The following is a 19,384-nucleotide window of genomic DNA, read 5'->3' on the forward strand; positions in this document are numbered from 1 at the left end:
CTGTTTCACTTATGAGAAGGCGGGAAGATAACTCGCTTCCGTCCGTACATAAAACCATCAATGGAGTAATAACCCCCTCCAAGCATTGCGGCTGAAAGGCTTTGCGTCATGAAGATGGCGCTCAACACGATGTTTTCCTGCGGCGAACGAACCAGGAGAAGTGCCTGCACAACCAGCGCAAGGAATGCCGCCAGTTTTGTGCCGCCCCCTGTACAAAGGGCGACAGCTACGGCTAGGCTGAAGAAAAATAATGGGCTTGACCTGACAAGCGACGAGCGCGAATCGCCTCCGGCGAACAAGAGCGCCGCCACGGACAATCGAAGCAAGACCAGGGCGATCCCTGGAATGCCACTTGGATAGGAGCTGCGGAGCCTTTGCACCTCTGTACAGTAGGTCCGAAGATCAAGAATGGCTACCCGCAGGAAGACCGTCGTAGAGCAACCCTTATGAGGGGGTCCTTCCGAGAGGAAACGTGATATCTTGGCGGCTGATTCAGCATCACTCCCAAAATCTTGGCTGGCTTCTCGCGAACTTTTCTCGCTGTATCTACGGCTGAACTCTTCAGGAGGCGCTTTGTGAACAAATCCGATCGCATAAGGGTCCTCTGTGTCGATGATCATCCGCTCGTCAGGGATGGTATAGCTTTCGCGCTCCAGGCTGAGAGGGATATGGAGCTCGTAGCTGAGGCTACAAACGGGAGGGAGGCTGTCGCTGCCTTCCGGCAACAGCGACCAGACGTTACGCTCATGGATTTGCAGATGCCACAGATGAACGGTATTGAAGCAATTCTTGCCATCCGTAAAGAATTTCCTCGCGCTCGCATCGTCGTCCTCACCACCTACTCTGGCGATGTGCAGGCGACACGCGCTCTCGAGGCAGGCGCGGTGGGATACCTCCTTAAGAGCATGCTCCGCACAGAACTCATCGACACGATACGTGGCGTCCATGCAGGACAGCGAAGAATCCCAAGGGAGATTGCCGATGAGATCGCCGAGCACATTGGTGCTGATGCCCTTTCAGCCCGCGAGACTGAGGTGCTCCGTGTCGTGGCGTCCGGTTGCTCGAACAAGATTGTCGCGGACAGGCTCGCTATCTCTGAGGAAACGGTAAAGGGCCACATCAAGAGCGTTCTGGCTAAGCTTTGTGCGAACGATAGAACTCACGCGGTAATGATTGCAATGAAGCGTGGGTTTCTGGACGCATAGGCATCCTCGGGCCACATATGTACTCATACGCATCCAAAGATTCCAGCGCCGCAATATTGCTTGAGCCCGTAGCATCGTCTATCGCTTCACCCAACTTCGATAGTCCTTCTGCAGTCATCGGCACTCCTGGGTCGCGCGTCCTTATTGCATGAATTGCCTTGTCAAGGGAAATATCTGCATACGCTTTGTGACGCGTTCTTTCGCTTCTGCACTCATCACGAGGTCTTCCCGAATCTGCGGCCAGACGGTGACCATCCGCTCTGCGGTCTGCATTGCGGCATCCGTCATCAGGCGTTCGGGGACAGGAACCTTCGCTGCAAATCTTGTCAAGAGCGCTCTGTCAAACTTCCGCACGTCTTTCTCTTTGGAGACCGAAAGCGCCATCGTAAAGTCGTCGAGATAAGCAATGGTCGAAACAAAGTCATATGCCGGCGAGAGCTTCGGAGTTCGGCCATCTTGGTAAAGCAGAGTCCAATTCTTAAGGTGCATATCGGCATTGCCGATTGCGGCACTGAAGATGAGACGGCTCACAAACTCTCTCACTGCTTCCAAGTCCGCAATACTCGCCAGATCTTTTGCCATGTTTCCATAGCTATAGTTGTCATATTTCTCTCGCGGAAATTGCCGATAGAGCTGGTTGAAATCTTCCATGTGGATGCGAGTATTTTCGTGCGTTCTGTCGAAGCGACGCACCCAGAGAGAATTAGCCTTCGTTCGGAACGGTTCGGGAAGTCCTTCAATCTCCTCTGTGGGAACGAGCCCTGTCTCTGCTGTGTCGATTCCCACGGCACGTGCGAACTGCATCATCGAATGCTCGTTTTCGGGTACCAGCGGGTATCGTTGCGAGGGAAGTTTGACGATCCAATGGCCTCCCCTACCCTCGACGGGGATGGTGAGCCCTTTCTCCGGAGAGCCGGCGGCCGAGAATTTCATCTGGACTCCCGCGAGTGAAAACCTTAGCGGTTGATTTTCGCGACTCGGGCCTTGGACTGTCAGGTCTTCCTCGAATCCTTCTGGTGGAGGACCATCGCTCTCGGAGCGAACGACCACAGCACCGGGGAGATCCTCACCAAGAAGCTGTAGCAGAGGCAAATCTCGAACCTCTTTCACGTTGGCGAGCCTAGCCACATAGCGACGCAAGTCTTCTTCGGGAAGGAGATTCGAAAAGAACGGAGCGACTTTTGTTTGGGTTTCGATGGTTGCCGAATTGAGATTGCCCTCGGCATTGAAAAAGGAGAGGCTGAGAACAGGACGATTCCGGTTCCCGATATAGCTCTGATCGAAAACGAAGATATTTCTATCGTTGGGCAGTTCCGTGATGCCGCCCACGAGGGTCTGCCCAAGCCAAACAGACAGTCTTGCTAGAGGACGCATTTTACTCATCGGCATCCTCCGCCCTATCTTCGGGATCATTCCCTACCAATCCGGGGATCTCACTCGGCGGGGAGGATCGCTCGTGGGACTTGAGAAGATGCCTGACTGCAGATAAGAGGCGCACAGGCACTGGAATGATCTCTGTACCTAGGCTTCTTGAGACTTGCACTACACTGGACAGGCGCGGGTCATCGAGGCCGGCTTCTAACCGGGCGATCTGAGACTGTGTTTTCCCGCTGAGCGCTGCTACCTGAGATTGAGAGAGCCGAAGCAGTTGGCGCCTATCTCGGATTGTTCGGCCCCACGATTTGGATACTGTCTCCATATCGAATACACCATATTTCAGTAATAATTATACCTCATTCGACATATTCGCCCCCAAGTGCACCCAGCTTGTCATAAGGACGGGGCTGCCGGAGCATGTGGCTCGCTGTTGTCCAACAAGATCAACAATTTGAAGCCGGGTCTATCCCCATTGCCCCACACTATGGAGTCGCCCATGGCGACCACTTGCGACAGCCCAACCGTGCCGGGCGACAACGGATTCCACAATGCCGGGGCTGCATTGCCTTGCGGCTGGTACGGCCGCTCCCGCGTCGGCTTTCCTCCAGAACACTGGGCATCCGAAGCGGTACGCGCGCCGGCAATCCATCCGCACCCCGTTTTGCATTTCCATGCCGGCTTTTGAAGAGTCAACTGGACAGAAGTCCAAGCTAAATCCCCAGATACAAGGACCACATGGGGATAGGTTGACCACTTCACATCGAGACGCTCTCCGCATCCAGGCGCGTCGCTCACTGCCTCTTTCATTCCTGTGGTTCCTCTCTTTGTGAGAGGAGAGGGGGTAAATGAATGATCCTCCACCATCTGAAAGCCGAGGCAGCGCGAGGGGTGGGTGGCCCGGCAGTTCATCGCCCGATCTTCAAAGCTTCCACCAAGCCATCATTCCCATAGTCTGCAGGAATATTTTCGCTATTTGTGTTTTTAACCCTACGCACTCACGCCAGTTAAACATCGCGTGAGGGTACAAATCCCAGAAAGCAGCAGCAAACACCAATTCAACCGTAACGAGAGCCAACGTAGAAAAGCGAACCGGGCGGTTTAGAGGCCCCCGAGAATGCGGAGACTAACATGAGAATCGATAGAAGGAAGTTCCTGGGCACGGGGATCGCTGCCGCAGGTTTGATGTCAATCAGCAGCGGGGCAGCCGCGCAGGACGTGACATTGGGAGCGGGAGGAACGCGCAAGACGTTCGTCCTCGTCCACGGCTCGTGGCATGATACCGGCGTTTGGGAATCTCTCACACCTATGCTCATCGCTGCCGGGCATACGGTGATCGCCCGTGATTTACCAGGACGCGGTATCAACGCCTTATTTCCCGCAAGCTATTTTCAGCGCCCTTTCGATGCCGGAGCGTTCGCTCAGGAGCCATCACCGGTTGCTGGTGTAACGCTCGAAGACAACATCGCGAGCATCATTGAGACGATCGGCGTCGCGAACGCCGGCGGGGCACAGAGAATTATCCTTGTAGGGCATAGCTCGGCAGGGTTTTCAATTACGGCGGTCGCCGAACGATATCCGCAACTCATCAGCCATATCGTCTACGTGGCCGCAATGATGAACGCCAATGGAGTCTCGCCGAATGACGACCTCTCTTCCGCCGACAATGGATTCAACCAGAATATCAGTGCCGCGCTGATTGGCGCTCCACCACAAATCGGTGCCCTCCGCTTCGACTGGAACAGCCTTGACCCCGTGTACGCGCCGGCACTGCAGAATCTCTTTTACAACGACGTAGCTCCGGTGCCATACCGCGCCGTCGCTAATCTACTCACCCCAGATGATCCTGCCGGGCCTTTCTCCGTGCCAGTCACGAGGACAGCTCAGCGCTGGGGTTCGATTCCACGAAGTTATGTCAGGACAGCGTTGGATCGCGTGATCCTTCCCACTTTGCAGGATAGGTGGATTGCGCAGGCCAATGCGTTGACCCCATCAAATTCGACTAAAGTCTACCCTATCGAAAGCAGCCACTCGCCATTCATCTCCCAACCCCAGAAACTGGGAGAGGCTTTGCTGGATGTAGCTAACCGGACGCCTTAATATTGGCGGCTCTCCCATCGGGACAGGGAGGCCTAATTTCCCGCTGGTATGAGAACACGCTGGCTTGCGGAAAATCGTCCAACAGACGCCACCTGTCCCTCGAGAGCCAAGTCTCGCAAGGCATCATGTGTGTTTTTGGGAGGGAGGCCGCGCCAACCCTGAAAAGAAAATCCATTGGAATAGATTCGGAAGTTTCGGGTTATGGCAGCGCTATCTACTTATTCCGCCATTCCATTGCATGAATGGCGGAATTCTCGACAACTCTAACCCCTGTCTCCAGTTTCGATTGAATCAATGTAGTCCCTCTCCTCCTGCTCTGGAATCACTGTCACAGCCTAGTTCCTTGACGAGCCTGCGACAGTGACTTGCCGGACTCGTGCGTTCCACCTGTGAAACTCAACCTTTACGAGGGATCCCTTTGAAAAAGCACGTACTTTGTGTTTTGTGTTTCGTCTGCCTATTATCGTTCTTCATCAGTTCCGTTCGCCCTGCTTCTGGCCAGGGTGCCACCCTTGCTCCCTCGAAGCGAGTCGTCGTCAATTTGGGGCAGACTCCGTGGCAGTTCATCAAGGATCAGGACCCAACGAATGCCCAGTCGCCTAGCTTCAATGACTCTAGCTGGCAGCAAGTCGGCATCCCGTATTCCGCCGATCAGCTAGACACCTTTGTCAACACGCAAGCCGGTGGGGGCGCTCAGTTCCTGAGCGGCACTGTGATCTGGTATCGCAAGCACTTCACCATGGACCCGCAGTATGCGAACAGCAAGGTCGAAGTCGTCTTCGAGGGCGCTCACACGGGCGCTCAGGTCTATATCAATGGCCAGTTCCTTCCGGGAAACAGCGCGATCAACCCGCAGGCCACGCACGTTGTCGGCTTTGTTCCGTTCATCGTGGACCTTACGCCATACCTGAAATTCGACGGCTCGGACAATGTGCTGGCCGTTCGCGTTGCGAAGAATGCGGCCTGGTTTGTTGACCCAGGCTTCTCTGAATCATTCCGCTTCGGACAGGCCGACTCGGGGCTCTTCCGTCCGACCTACATGTACATTACAGACCCTGTACATATCCCACAGAATATCTACGCGGGGCTTGGGACGTGGGGCACCTACGTGAATACGGTCTCCGCCAGCGCGACCACAGCGCAGGTCGAGGTCCAGACTAACGTTCTGAACGAAGGTGCCAGCAGCCAGGATGTGACCCTGACGACCCAGATCGTCGATGCTCTCGGGAATGTCGTAGCCACGGCACAGGACGAGAAGACTCTTGCTCCAACAGGGGTTGCCGCATTCTCGCCGCATTCTCCGACCTTCGACCAGACGCTGACCGTGACCAACCCGACGCTCTGGTATCCGAACAACAGCATCTACGGCAAACCTTATATGTATAGGGTGTTCCATACGGTCAGCATCAACGGTGTCGTTATTGACGCTGTCCAGAGTCCGCTCGGCATCCGCACACTTACCTGGGACAAGGACTATCCATACTTCAATGGGAAGCCGCAGCACCTGTGGGGAGCGGCGGGCCGTTACGACTATCCAGCACTCGGGACATCAGTCCCCGAGGAACAGCAGTGGCGCGACCTGCAACAGCTAGCGGCTGCGGGCGGCAACCTCTGGCGACCGGGACACTCCACATCGAGCGAGGAGTTTGTGAACGCGGCCGACGCGCTTGGCGTCATGATTGTGCAGCCGAGTGGCGACGGTGAGAACTCGTTTTCCAACCAATGCGATGACGGACCTACCTGCGATCGCGAGACCCTGAAGAAGGAATTGCATCGGGACATGATCGTCAGGGATCGCAACCATCCCTCGATCCTGGCATGGGAGGCGGACAATGGCCAGACGAACACGCCACTTGCGCAATCACTGAAGCAGATCGGCACCCAGTGGGACAATCTGGCCCTCCGCGTTCAGTCGGACCGGACACCGAATCCGGCCAACGGAGACATTCTGAGCTGCTCTCGCGAGGGTTGCGACATAGGCGTCAAGCAGCAGTTTCCCAACAATCCAGCGTGGGGTGCGGAGTACTGGGGAACAGGGACCATCCGTCATGACTACGACAACGAACTCTCCTTCGCAGCGCCCTTTGTCGACAGCTGGAGCCAGGGTGTCACCGCCCATGTCTTCGGCCTATCGCAGTGGTACTTCGCGGACTCGCCGGGCGAGACCGGCACCTATACCGATCTGACAGACCAGACCCTCGAGCGCTCGATCGGCGATTCGATGACCGACTTCAATCGCTTTCCAAGATTGCTGTACTACATCGACGAGGCGAACTGGGTTCCCTACCAGATCAAGCCGATGGTCAAGCTTGCGAATACCTGGAATCGAACCGGTGCCATCACCGTCAATGCGTTCAGCAATTGCCCTGCGGTTCGCCTGCTGATCAACGGAGTCACCCAGGGCGGAGACCAGATCCCCAATTCCTCGACGTCAGTCGCCAGCAACGATGGTGACATAACAGCCACGCAGACCACGACCAGTCTCGCCGGGCAGGTCCACTGGAATGTAACGTGGGCCGCGGGCACCGTTACCGCAGCTTGTCTCGATTCCTTCAGCAACGTTGTGACAATTGACCAACTGACTACTGCCGGCAATCCGGACCACGTCGAACTCGATGTCGTTCCAGACGTCGTGCGTCCGGATGGCACCTCCTTCGCCGTGACGGCAGATGGCACAGACACGGCTTTTGTTGTGGCCAAGGTCGTAGACACAAACGGCGTAGTAGTCCCGAACGCGTCGAACAACATTACCTTCTCTGTCACAGGCCCAGGAACTTATGTGGGCGGCACGCAACAGCTCGTGACGCCTGGCCAGCCGCTCGGCTATCACTCTCCAGGCGACCCAGAGCTACAGGCCGAGGGCGGTCTGCAAAAGATCGCAATCCGAAGCAAGTTCACACCCGGCGTCGTCGCCATTACCGCGACCTCTCCAGGTCTCGGCTCGGGCGCGAACTCTTACACCATCCAACCGGTAGCGCAATCCAGTCCGGCAGCCACGACTCCCTCGATCATCGCGCAGCCGGTCAGCACGGCGGTCACCGTTGGCCAGCCCGCGCATTTCTCGGTCACAGCCTCGGGCGCGTCTCCGCTCAACTTCCAATGGATGGAGAACGGCTCTCAGATCTCAGGGGCTACCGGAACGACGCTGGATACCGCGCCAGCAACGAAGGCCGACAACAACGCAGTCTTTAGCGTGGTCGTCAGGAACGTTCTAGGAAATGTCACCTCGAACAACGCAATCCTCACAGTAGACGCAGCAGCAGCACCAGCCATCACAGTCCAGCCAGCCACACAGACCGTCTCTGCCGGGCAGGCCATAACCTTCTCTGTTGTCGCAACGGGCTCTCCGACGCTGCAATATCAGTGGCAGAAGAACGGCGCGCCGATCCCTGGAGCAACCGGCTCAAGCTATACCACCCCTGTGCTCACTATCGCGGACAGCGGCGAAGCCTTTTCGGTGACCATCACAAATCCTGTCAATACCGTCAGCTCCGCGTCGGCGACATTGACCGTCAATGCCGCCGTGCCTCCGACCATCACAGTTCAGCCGGGCAGCGTGAGCGCACTGCCGGGTCAACCAGCCTCTTTCAGTGTCACGGTCCAGGGCTCTGCGCCTATCGCCTACCAGTGGCAGACAGGCGGCAGCAACGTTGCCTCTAATGCATCCACTGTCACCAATGTTCAGAATAGCAATGGTTCCGGCACTTCGACGCTCACCTTACCTGCAGTCCAAAATAGCAACGTCGGCAACTACATGGTAACGGCGACAAACATCGCTGGCACTGTAACCAGTACGCCTGCCGCACTGAGCCTCGCGCCTCCCGGCTTTGACCTCGCACTCGGGAAGACCGCCACCGCCAGCAGCTACGAGAACCAAGGCGCCATGCCGGCAAGTGCTGCCTTCGATGGCGACGCCACAAACACTCGCTGGGGCTCGGCTTTCGGTGATCCGCAATGGCTCGAAGTGGATCTCGGTGCGGTCATGACCTTCAACCGAGCGGTATTGAGCTGGCAAAATGCCTATGCAACTGCCTATCAGATACAGGTCTCGAACGACGGTGTGAATTGGACCAATGCCTATGAGCAGGATTCCGGAGGAGGAGGAACGGAAGACTTCACTTTCCCGAGTCAGAGAGCGCGCTACGTTCGGATGTATGGCACTCAGCGGGCGACCCAGTACGGGTATTCGCTATGGGAGTTCTCCATCTATAACGCGCCAGTCTGTGGTGCCTCTCCGGAGCGCTATACGATCAACGGTGCCAATACCGGGCTGCTGATCGACAACCTCAGTAACTTGACCTGGAGCCGCTCCGAGTTCACTCTCGCCGACTCTGGCGCGCAGTTCACGCAGAGCAGTGCAATCACATACTGCGCAGCGCAGGGCATGCGTATCCCGACACGAGATGAAGCAATCGCCATCAGTGGCGCCAATGCCGCGTCCTGCGCTTTCCCCAACCCGTGGAGCACATGGACCTCGACTGTCGATCCGCAGGACTCGACGCGTGCTTATACTGTCTCGTCAGCGGGCGCCATCGACTTCAGCATCATCAACAACTCGCCCGGAGGAGTTCTTTGCACCCAAGGGGCTACTGCGGTTGCTCCAACAATCACCGCCCAGCCTTTGAACTCAACTGCGAATGTCGGGCAATCCGCCCAATTCGCTATCGCGGCGACAACCTCCGGTACGGCTCCCGCAACTTACGAGTGGTTCAGGAACGCTACTCCAGTCTCCGTCACTGGTGTGCCCTTCTACATCACGCCTGCAGTCGCCGACGCTGATAACAACTCCCAGTTCACCGTGACGGTCACAGGCGGCAACGGACTGGCTACTACCAGCACCGCTGGGGTCCTTACTGTCACCGACAATGCCACACCACCTAACGGTGGTGGCGGGAACACTGGAGGAGGCGCGGGAGCTCCCGGAAACACCAACAATACGGATACCGCAATTCCTGGATTTGGTTCGGGTCCGATGCCAGCAGGCCCGAATCTCGCACTCGGCAAGACGGCTACGTCTAGCGGAAACGAGAACAACGTCGCGTACCCGCCGACCAATTCGAACGACGGCGACCTCACTACCCGTTGGTCTTCCGCCTTCGTCGATCCGTCGTGGATCGAGATCGACCTCGGTTCGGTCAAGGCAATCGGACAGGTCGTTCTGCGTTGGGAACGTTCCTTCGGGGTCGCCTATCAGATCCAGACCTCGACCGACGGGCACACCTGGACTACGGCCTTCAATCAAGCCAGCGGACAAGGTGGGAGTGAGAACCTTGTATTCCCCTCGGTGAATGCGCGATTCGTCCGCATGAATGGGACGCAGCGCTCTTCGCAGTATGGATACTCGCTGTGGGAGTTCGAAGTCTACGGTCCGGTACTTCCGACAATCGCGACCCAACCCGTTAGCCAGACTGTCCTCGCCGGGGCACAGGCGCAGTTCACGGTCGTAGCGGGCGGCAATGGTCCATTCACTTACCAGTGGATGCTGAACGGTGTGGCAATCGTTGGCGCAACCAGCGCAACGTATACCACCCCTGCGGCTTCATCCTCAGACAGCGGTGGCTTGTTCACCGTCAAAGTCAGCAATTCGAGCGGGTCGACTACTTCCGGCAACGCCTCATTGACGGTCACCAACCCGACGCCTGGCGTCGCAAACCTGGCGTTGGGCAAACCCACAACGTCGAGCGGCAATGAGAACGACGGACTCGGCCCTCTCAATGCCGTGGACGGCGATCTCACAACACGCTGGTCATCTGCCTTCGCGGATACATCGTGGCTTGAAGTTGACCTTGGCGCGACTACGATCATCAACAAGGTCGTGCTGTACTGGGAGGCGGCTTACGGCAAGGCCTACCAAATTCAGGTATCGAATGATGAGCAGACCTGGACTTCGGTCTACACCCAAACCGCAGGCCAGGGTGGTGTGGAGACTTTGACGTTCCCAACTGTCATCAAACGCTACATTCGCTTCCTCGGCACTACGAGGGCAACGCAATATGGCTATTCGCTCTTCGAGTTCCAGGTCTTTGGCGCAGACGTGCCTTCGATCACAACGCAACCCGTCAGCCAAGCGGTGAACGCTGGCGCAACCGCAACCTTCACGGTGGCCGCATCGGGAGATGGACCATTCGCTTACCAGTGGTTGCGGAATGGCGTTGCAATCCCGGGCGCCACGGCAACCAGCTACACAACGCCAGTACTGATGTCTGCAGACAGCGGCAGCGTCTTTACCGTCAACGTCACCAATGCAAACGGAACGGATGCCTCGGCGAAGGCCACGGTGACCGTCAACTCCGTCACGCCGTCTAGCTCGAACCTGGCGCTCGATCAACCGACCAAGGAGAGTGGCAGCCAGGACGACGGCACCCTCGGATCGGCCAATGCCGTAGACGGAAACCTGACTACGCGCTGGTCGTCAGCCTTTGTCGATCCCTCTTGGATCGAAGTGGACCTCGGGTCGCCGAAGAGCATTGGGCAGGTGATTCTTCGTTGGGAGAATGCCTACGGAACGGCCTATCTGATTCAGGTTTCCAACGATGAGCAGACCTGGACCAACGCCTACGCGCAAACTGCCGGCACAGGTGGAGTTGAGAACCTTACCTTTCCTCCTGTGAGCGGTCGCTATATCCGCATGTTTGGGACAACGCGCGCAACTCCTTACGGCTATTCTCTGTATGAGTTCGAGGTCTACGAAGCAGCGAACGCGCCAACGATCACAGCGCAACCTGCGAGCCAGACCGTCAACGCCGGAGCCACCGCGACCTTTAGCGTAGTCGCCGGCGGCACCGGCCCCTTCACCTACCAGTGGCTCAAGGGGGGCAATGCCATCGTCGGTGCAACAACTGCGAGCTACACTACACCTGTACTAGCCGCCACGGATAACGGTGGCCAGTACAGCGTCAAAGTTGGCAACGCAAATGGCACCGTCACTTCGACGGCAGTCACTCTCACGGTCGATAACTCTGGATCGGGCTATACGATCTATCCCGGATTCGTCGGCGTGGATCTCAACAACAACACGAACGGCGCATGGACCGACAACCAAGTCTATGTCACCGTAATCGGGCAAGATCCTTCAAACGGCAAATTCTCCTATCTGACTCCAGATGGCGCGATCGTTGACTTCACCCTGAACGATGGCGCCGCCACTAATCACCTGACAAAGAATGGCCAGAACTTCGGCAACTACTCCTTCACGCTGGCCCAAAGCAAGCTATTGAAGATTCCCACCTTTATCTCGGCCCGCGCGTATGTCTCGCTCGGCGAACCCTTGTACGTGCAGGTCAACGGGGATGGAAACGGCAATGTGGTGGGCTACGCTGGCCCAAACCCGCAGAATGCCACCGATCCCAATACAAACGTCCACTTCGACTGGTATGAATTCAACAACCAGAACGGCATCTTCATCAACACCACGCAAGTCGACGAGTTCGGCCTTCCCCTGACACTCGATGTCTGGGGCGCGGGCGGTACATTCCACCAACAGGTCGGTATCACCGAGTCAATCGCACAAATCGATAGCGAGTTCGCAAGTGAAGTGCCGGCGCAATTCCAACCGCCCACGATGTCCAACCTCCGCATCCTCTCGCCGGACAAGCTTTCCATGGCCACCGGCGCGGCAAACGGAAACTACCTGGATAGCTACATCGCAAGCTCGTGGGCAACCTTCAACACCACGCCGCTTGTAGTCACCCTCAACGGCCGCCAGTTCAGCGGGACCACTTCGGGACAGACGTTCACGTTTACTGAGGTCAACCCCGCCGCGGCAAACGCCGGTGAGGTCTTCATCGTGTCGCAGCCTTCCACCCAGGATGTGCTCGAATGCGCCGGCACCATGGCCACTGGAGTCCCAGGTAACACGCCACAGCTCCAGGACGAAAACGCCAAACAATTGCAGCTGCAAAATCAGATTTGCTCTGCGGTCAACCGTCACGTACTTCTTAGCCCTGAGGACTGGAGCAACGCTTCGGCATATTATGGCGCGGCACCGGCCAACTTCTACTCGCAGTTCTGGCACAAACACTCAATTGGAGGGCTGGCGTACGGCTTCTCCTACGACGACAACAATAACCAGAGCACCACGATTACCACGCCGAACCCGGAGCACATGGCCTTCGGCATAGGCTGGTAGAGTCACAGATGGAGGCGCTCACTGTTGAGCGCCTCCATCTCTAACTTGCGTGAACGATCCACGCTCTGCCCTCGGAAGTATGCGATCAGGCCGCACTGCCTGCCTGATCGAGTGGCGCATCAAGAGCTAGTCAGTCTGTAAAAAACTCCAATTCAAACGGTGCCGGCGTGAGCGCACACCTTGGCTAGAACTTCTTCGATGTTCTCGAGGAGTGCCGACAGGGGAGCATGGCTGGTGTGGAGCAGATTGAGCGATCCGTTGACCGTCACCGCCCCGAGGGTCTGTTCGCCATCAACACCCCTCAACACCGCCGGCCCCCATAGAGACTCGAGTTTCAATCGCCCGAAATTGGTATCGAACGGAAGTCGGCCGAGGTTGGTCACCATTGCCTGCCCTCCGAATGCGCGCTTGAGAAGCTGAGCTGCCGTTTCAACATCCAAACCCGAAAGAACCGCTTGATTGGCAGCGTTTATCGCTATTGACACCCCTTCGCGGGTTTGAACTCCTGATAACCCGCTCTTAATCAACCGCGCCATGTCCCAGAATTCTGGAGTTGCCTGCGGATCGATTGAAACCTCTCCGCCGCTGATGGCCGGCATGCAATTTTCTCCCAGGCCCAGCAGAGTTCGAATGCTGACGGAAGACCTCATCCGTACGGTGTCGTCATGCCAGCCAGGGTCGATTTGCCTTCCGACGAATAGGAGTGCCGCGCACAGCGCCCCGTGCACCGTTGTTCCCTCCTCTTTTGAACGACTCTGCAATCTGCTGGTGAGCTCAGGAGCCAAACTGAGCCGCCGGATATGCGGGATCGGATCCTTTCTGGTATCACTGGCGATCGAAGCTGCTACGGCTGCACTGTGGTGGACGGGCGGTCGGCCTTCTGAGGGCAGCCGCCGCGGCAGACCAAACATCTCTTCCCGAGAGGGCATTAGGGGGAGTGGATCGAGCGGTTGACCGGAGAGCGCGCGCAGCACATCCCGAATTGCAAAGGCCGAGGAGAAGCCATCGGCAATGGAGTGATGGGCGACAAGGATTAAGACCGCTTTGGACTCCTGATACAGGAGCACAGCGCGCATGAGCGGGGCCTGTTCGGGATCGAACTGCTTGTGTAGCTCCGCTTCTACTTCCGATTCCCAGCGTGCTGGTACATTTTCAACGACACGCAAGGGAATCTGCGCTCCATCGATGTGACGGAAATGAGGGATCTGACTATGCCTGGAATCAATGCAGGTAGACAGCAACGGATGACGACGTTGTAATGCGTCAAGCGCAGCGCGCCATTCCCCGACCGTGGTGCATCCTCCAATTTCCGCCACCAAAGCAAAATGTACCCGCGAGCTCTGATCGATAAGCCACATGATCTCCTCAAGAGCGCCGAGGGGACGAATAAGTGGGTTGGAATGCAATATTGAAGCTCTTGTAGTTTCGGCGTGAATGGCGGTCTCAGCTGACGACATTGTGATTCCCTCTAGGAGCATCCCGACGAATCGAAGGGTGCGCTCGCTTCTGATTACGCGAACACGCACAATTCTGATTTATTCCCGTCGTATGGCAAACAATCCTGCGACTGCGTGGCTTGTATTCAATTGAAAGGAATCTCAATCAATTCGTGGGCCTCATCGAATTCCGGTTGGCACGACGACAAGGGGCGCGAGTTCCTCTCTCAGGGAATACTATGCAGCCTGGAGGCATCCACCTCAGGGCGGCCTTGCCTCCCGGAGTTTCGAGATGGTGAGGCTGCAGCATCGGAAACCAATCGAGCATTATCTCTTGCACGGTCCTTCACATGCGAGCGCTCAACCAGTGGCTGGAAACACGGCACAAATTCTTCATTCCCGAGGACACGGCGTACTCCTCCAATACCGATAGCCATGCGAAACTCTCTTGCCGGCAAGCAGCAGGCAACGCAGAATTTACGAGTAGCCCGTATTCCAGGAGCAACGCGTCAGAGCTAAGGCAGAACCGTGGATCACTTTCACTGACTGGTCTGGTAGAGGCGCTGGGCCTCGCTCTCAGCTCATTTGACTCGCGACATCGAATTGGCCCCAAGCATGAAGACCTCACCTGAAATGAGGCGAAGAACAGGAATGAAATCCACTTCGTCCTCATAGAAGAAGAAGCCTGCAGACACCAGGTCGGCAATGGCTTGTTTCACGAACGCCTCATCACTTTCGATTGGAGGCGACGCCGAAGGCAGTAGTCGGAGATTTTTCCTAGACATTCAAGCCGCCTTGCGGAATGTGAGATTGAAGCGGTATCCGCCCGCCAATGGATGAGAGCCGTCCTTGAGCGGGTTAACTCCGTGATAGCGCAGCCTCGCCGGCCCACCCCAAACCAAAACGTCGCCATGTAGCACCGGCACACGAATTGTCTTGTCCGACCTCTCCAACCCGCCGAACAGGAAGACAGCCGGAAGCCCGAGCGAAACCGACACTATTGGCTCTTCGAAGTCGTTCTCGTTCTTGTCCTGATGCAGGGTGAGCCTGGCCCCAGGCTCGTAGCGGTTGATGAGACAGGCATCTGGGACGAAGGTGGGATAGCCGGCCTTTGTCGCTGCCTCCCGAGCCAAATCCATGAAGACTTTTGGCATAGCTGGCCATAGGCCTCCGATCTCCGGATCGACGGGGGCATAGCGGTATCCCTTTCTGTCCGTGACCCATCCGAGGGCCCCGCAGTTGGTCATAGCCACTGACATCCGGAACCCCCCTGGGGTGACCATGTGCCGGAAGGGGGACTTCGCTGCGACTGAAAGCAGGGCCTCGATGACCAGAGCATCCCGGTTCAGCGCGAGGCCGCGCAGGATCGCCGTTCCAGGTCCGAGATCTTGGCTCAGGGGCTCAAGCTCAGCGGCATCATTAAAAAGAGTCGATATCATACGGACCTCTTAGTTGGCGTCGTGAAAGATGATGCCAACGGTGTGGCGTTCACCTGAGCGCAGGCGGCTGACACCGTGCCGGAGGTTGACGCGATAGATGCCTCGCGTACCCTTGACGGGCCGGTGGTGAACCGCGAAGGCAACGGCATCACCCTGGCGAAGCGGAACGACTTCCGGTCGCGATTGCATACGGGGCCGTTGCTCCGTGAGCACGAATTCACCCCCGGTGAAGTCTCGCTGTGGCTCGGAAAGCAGGATCGCCACCTGAATCGGGAAGACGTGCTCTCCATAGAGGTCCTGGTGGAGGCAGTTGTAGTCGCCGGTGCCATACTGGAGGAGCAGCGGGGTGGGTCGAAATTGCCCTGCGTCGTGGCACCGCTGGACGAAATCCGCGTGGCTCTCCGGGTATCGCACCCCGATTCCCATTGCTTCGTTCCAACGATTCGCGACTGGAGCGAGCCGAGGATAGAGAGTAGTGCGAAGGCCCTGGATAATCGAAGGGAGAGGGTAGCTGAAGTATTTATATTCACCCCTTCCGAAACCATATCGTCCCATGACGACGCGGCTGCGGAAGATCGATTCTTCCGGATAAAGAGACGCTATCGCCTTGCACTCGTCCGCGGAGAGGACGCCCTGCAGCAGGGCACTTCCCTGCTCGTCGAGGTCTTTCCCAACCTGACGCCAATCGAGCGCGTTGACTCGCGCGACAGCTCCTTCAAACGGAATCGAGCCTGCGCTGGTTTCTTTGGCCACTTGAGCTTCGTCTGCGAATAGGGTGTTCATGCCTGGGCCTCTCGATCTAATAATGCTCGTTTGCGTTCCACGCCCCAACGATAGCCAGAGAGAGCTCCATCGTTTCTGATCACACGGTGGCACGGAATTGCGACGGCCAGCGTATTTGCTCCGCAGGCCTGGGCGACAGCCCGTACGGCCTTCGGCATACCGATAGCCTTCGCGACATCCGCATAGCTCGCGGTCGTGCCGACGGGGATTTGCTGCAGTGCTTTCCAAACCCTTTGCTGAAAGGCTGTTCCGCGAATGTCCAAGGGTAGGTCAAGGCCGATGCCCGGCCTTTCGATGAGGCCAATCACCTTGGCGACCAGGTCCTCGTAGCCGCTCTCGTCACCGACGAGGTCTGCCTTGGGAAATTGGTCTTGGAGATCGCGCACGAGGAGGAGCGGGTCGTCACCCATTAGGACAGCGCAAACACCGCGCTCGCTCTTGGCCACTAGGATGGAACCGAGGGAGCACTCCGCGATGGCGAAGTGAATGACGGTATTTACACCGCCATCGCGGAAACTGGTTGGCGTCATCCCGAGAACCTCGTTCGCGCTTTGGTAGAAACGACTGTTGGAGTTGAATCCAGCGTCGTAGATCGCATCGGTCACTGACTGGCTCTTGCCCAGCGTCTTTCTGACTCGCTTCGAGCGATGTGCTGCGCCGTAACCGCTCGGTGTGAGGCCGGTGACAGCCTTGAAGGTCCGGTGCAAGTGGAAAACGCTCATCTCGGCGTGTTTAGCGAGCTTCTCAAGAGAGGGAGTTTCTTCGAGACGCTCGATGAGTCGGCACACTTTCTCGATTTTGGCTGTGTTGGCTTCGGTAAGCGAGAGGCCGGTTGGCTTGCATCGCTTGCAGGCTCGGAAGCCTGCATTTTCTGCCGCCGCAGTCGTCAAATGAAAGCGAACGTTCTCGGGACGCGCGAGGCGAGCAGCACAGGACGGACGACAGAACACTCCCGTTGTCTTCACCGAATAGAAGAACTTCCCATCAGCTTCTTTGTCCCGCGCTACGATTGACAGCCAGCGCGGGTCGCCTGTCGTTTCCGCGGCCAGCTTCTCGATCTCCAATTGCTTACTCATGGCAAACTCCTTCAATCTCATTTCCAACCTTAGCGAGATCACTCGGCGACGGCACTCCGTATCTTGCTTTCAAATTTGAAGGGTAGGATCACGATTGGAGACCTCATGACCAAGACCTCTACCCCCGGTAACGGGAAACTCTCGACAGAGTCTGGGCCGTTCCACGCGGCGACTCGTCATCTCGCTTCAATCGACATTGACTGGAGACGCCTCGTCAAACAGGTTGGGCCGTGTACGCACCTGCCCAAGCCGGCACGGGAGCCGTATGAGGCATTGATACGCGCAATCGCCTATCAGCAACTGCACGCGAAGGCGGGCGACGCGATTCTCACGAAGTTCATGGCATTGTTCGGCGAACCAAAGTTCCCGTCTCCCGACCGCATTCTGGCGGCGGATTTCGACTCGCTTCGAGCATGCGGATTCTCGGGGAGGAAGATCGAGACGATTCGCGAGATCGCATCGGGCTCGTTAAGTGGTTTGGTCCCAGGCCGGACGTCTGCGGACAAGATGTCTGACGAGGACCTCATCTCACGGCTGGTGACGCTCAAGGGGATTGGGAGGTGGACCGTTGAGATGTTCCTGATCTACACCCTGGAGCGGATGGACGTCTTACCAGCAGATGACTTTGGGGTCAGAGAAGGACATCGACGATTGAAGTCGCTACCCAAGGCGTTTTCGGCGAAGGAAATCGCGAGAGAAGGACAGCGGTGGAGCCCCTACCGAACCATTGCCGCGTGGTACCTCTGGCGCGTACCACGCGACGGTTCTACGAAAGACTGAGCTGTTGCTGCGATGTCACTTCCGCCGCCTCTAATTCCAGCAGCCGACGTTTTCGTTCGAGACCACCAGCATAGCCCGTGAGGCTTCCATTGCTACCGACAACCCGGTGGCACGGGATGATAATGCTGATCGGGTTCCTGCCGTTCGCAAGTCCCACGGCACGGATAGCCAGGCGATTGCCCAGCAAGTCCGCCAGCTCTCCATAAGAGCGCGTCTCTCCATACGGGATGGTTCGCAGCAGGTTCCACACCGATTGCTGGAAGGCCGTTCCGTGTAGCGCGATCGGCACCTCGAAGTGAACTCGCTTGCGTTCGAAATACTCGTCGAGCTGCGAGCGGGCAACGTCGAAGCCCGACGTCGTCCTCGATCCTAGCGAATCCTCCTTAGGCCCCCGGAGGTGGTCCGGCATGTATATGCCGCTCAGAACTCCGTTCGTATTCACCAACGTCAGAGTGCCCAATGGTGATTCCATCAAAAAATGCTCAATCATTGACATGGCTTCGTCCCTCTAGCGACAGATTTGTCCGCGCTGGCTTTCTTTCTTACGACGGTTGCGATCTGCGTTGCCACACTCAGCGGTGCCTCGTGTGCCCAGAATCTCAGCACGGTCCAGTTTTCCTTGCGGAGCCGCCGAGTCGTGTCCCTGTCTCGCCTCCTATTTCCTTGGACCTTCGTTGCCCAGTAGCCTGCATTTGTCTTGGGCGGCGCATGATGCACGGGACATCCATGCCAGAAGCAGCCGTCGACAAAAACCGCGACTCTCGCGTTCCGAAAGACCAAGTCAGCAGTCCTCCTGAGGTCTGGGAGCGGGCGTGCCGAAACGCGGTAGCGCATCCCTAACGCATGTACAGCTGACCTCACAGCGATCTCAGGTTTTGTGTCCCTCGACTTATTGCCTTGCATCACGCGGCGCACAGCCGGGGAGGTAGCCCACGACTCGCTCAGTACTTGTGAGGCAGAGACCGGGCCAGGTAAGCTCTGAGCCATTTCTTCTTGCATTTCGTTGTCCTCCCGCGCTCTTGTACCGAGCGTTCTCAGAGGCTATCGACTTCCATCGTTCGCC

The 19,384-nt window shown here is 57.3% G+C and carries 15 protein-coding genes; 5 read left to right on the forward strand and 10 right to left on the reverse strand.

All coding sequences use genetic code 11. The annotated features are described in order from the left end of the window. Positions 1-5: 5 nt before the first annotated feature. The gene (locus tag ACIX8_RS25710; protein ID WP_150110659.1) at positions 6-620 is read right to left on the reverse strand and encodes a hypothetical protein; all 615 of its coding nucleotides are present in this window, start codon (positions 618-620) and stop codon (positions 6-8) included. Here ACIX8_RS25710 and ACIX8_RS18385 point away from each other — a divergent pair. Continuing rightward, entirely contained in the window at positions 576-1,205 is a 630-nt protein-coding gene (locus ACIX8_RS18385; RefSeq protein ID WP_014266880.1) for a response regulator transcription factor, read from the forward strand. The two genes, ACIX8_RS25710 and ACIX8_RS18385, sit on opposite strands and share 45 nt — an antisense overlap. Positions 1,206-1,346: 141 nt before the next feature. Here ACIX8_RS18385 and ACIX8_RS18390 read toward each other — a convergent pair whose 3' ends face one another. Both ACIX8_RS18390 and ACIX8_RS26615 read right to left on the reverse strand, forming a co-directional pair. Further along, positions 1,347-2,618 (reverse strand): type II toxin-antitoxin system HipA family toxin, encoded by a 1,272-nt coding sequence (locus ACIX8_RS18390; protein ID WP_083836719.1) that lies wholly within the window; start codon positions 2,616-2,618, stop codon positions 1,347-1,349. Next, the gene (locus ACIX8_RS26615) at positions 2,581-2,904 is read right to left on the reverse strand and encodes a helix-turn-helix domain-containing protein (protein WP_044177041.1); all 324 of its coding nucleotides are present in this window, start codon (positions 2,902-2,904) and stop codon (positions 2,581-2,583) included. Before ACIX8_RS26615 ends, ACIX8_RS18390 begins: the two co-directional genes overlap by 38 nt. Positions 2,905-3,078: 174 nt before the next feature. Here ACIX8_RS26615 and ACIX8_RS25715 point away from each other — a divergent pair, with 174 nt between their 5' ends. From ACIX8_RS25715 to ACIX8_RS18405, 3 genes are all read left to right on the forward strand, one after another. After that, positions 3,079-3,267, forward strand: a complete 189-nt coding sequence (locus ACIX8_RS25715) for a hypothetical protein (RefSeq protein ID WP_150110660.1) — start codon at positions 3,079-3,081, stop codon at positions 3,265-3,267. 443 nt (positions 3,268-3,710) lie between these two features. Continuing rightward, positions 3,711-4,679, forward strand: coding sequence for an alpha/beta fold hydrolase (locus ACIX8_RS18400; RefSeq protein ID WP_014266883.1), 969 nt, complete (start codon positions 3,711-3,713; stop codon positions 4,677-4,679). A 541-nt stretch (positions 4,680-5,220) separates the two neighbouring features. After that, positions 5,221-12,807, forward strand: a complete 7,587-nt coding sequence (locus ACIX8_RS18405) for a discoidin domain-containing protein (protein ID WP_223295382.1) — start codon at positions 5,221-5,223, stop codon at positions 12,805-12,807. 152 nt (positions 12,808-12,959) lie between these two features. Here the strand turns inward: ACIX8_RS18405 and ACIX8_RS18410 are convergent, their stop codons facing one another. From ACIX8_RS18410 to ada, 5 genes are all read right to left on the reverse strand, one after another. Continuing rightward, a complete protein-coding gene (locus tag ACIX8_RS18410; protein WP_190273694.1) occupies positions 12,960-14,165 on the reverse strand; it encodes a condensation domain-containing protein in 1,206 nt (401 codons plus the stop codon). Positions 14,166-14,824: 659 nt separating this feature from the next. Beyond that, a complete protein-coding gene (locus ACIX8_RS26010) occupies positions 14,825-14,962 on the reverse strand; it encodes a hypothetical protein (RefSeq protein WP_184252567.1) in 138 nt (45 codons plus the stop codon). 66 nt (positions 14,963-15,028) lie between these two features. Then, positions 15,029-15,682 (reverse strand): DNA oxidative demethylase AlkB, encoded by a 654-nt coding sequence (gene alkB, locus ACIX8_RS18420; RefSeq protein WP_014266887.1) that lies wholly within the window; start codon positions 15,680-15,682, stop codon positions 15,029-15,031. A 9-nt stretch (positions 15,683-15,691) separates the two neighbouring features. Then, entirely contained in the window at positions 15,692-16,465 is a 774-nt protein-coding gene (locus tag ACIX8_RS18425) for a 2OG-Fe(II) oxygenase (RefSeq protein ID WP_014266888.1), read from the reverse strand. Then, positions 16,462-17,541: a bifunctional DNA-binding transcriptional regulator/O6-methylguanine-DNA methyltransferase Ada gene (ada, locus tag ACIX8_RS18430; RefSeq protein WP_014266889.1), complete on the reverse strand. Its 1,080-nt coding sequence runs from the start codon at positions 17,539-17,541 to the stop codon at positions 16,462-16,464. The genes ACIX8_RS18425 and ada overlap by 4 nt, the downstream gene beginning before the upstream one ends. Before the next feature lie 105 nt (positions 17,542-17,646). Between ada and ACIX8_RS18435 the strand changes: the two genes are divergently transcribed. Continuing rightward, positions 17,647-18,321, forward strand: a complete 675-nt coding sequence (locus tag ACIX8_RS18435; RefSeq protein ID WP_014266890.1) for a DNA-3-methyladenine glycosylase family protein — start codon at positions 17,647-17,649, stop codon at positions 18,319-18,321. Here ACIX8_RS18435 and ACIX8_RS18440 read toward each other — a convergent pair. After that, positions 18,308-18,793, reverse strand: coding sequence for a methylated-DNA--[protein]-cysteine S-methyltransferase (locus tag ACIX8_RS18440; RefSeq protein WP_223295383.1), 486 nt, complete (start codon positions 18,791-18,793; stop codon positions 18,308-18,310). The genes ACIX8_RS18435 and ACIX8_RS18440 overlap by 14 nt on opposite strands. 14 nt (positions 18,794-18,807) lie before the next feature. Continuing rightward, a complete protein-coding gene (locus ACIX8_RS26620) occupies positions 18,808-19,320 on the reverse strand; it encodes a very short patch repair endonuclease (RefSeq protein WP_014266892.1) in 513 nt (170 codons plus the stop codon). Positions 19,321-19,384 lie beyond the last annotated feature (64 nt).

Origin of the sequence: Granulicella mallensis MP5ACTX8 (assembly GCF_000178955.2) — a bacterium.
Taxonomy (GTDB): domain Bacteria; phylum Acidobacteriota; class Terriglobia; order Terriglobales; family Acidobacteriaceae; genus Granulicella; species Granulicella mallensis.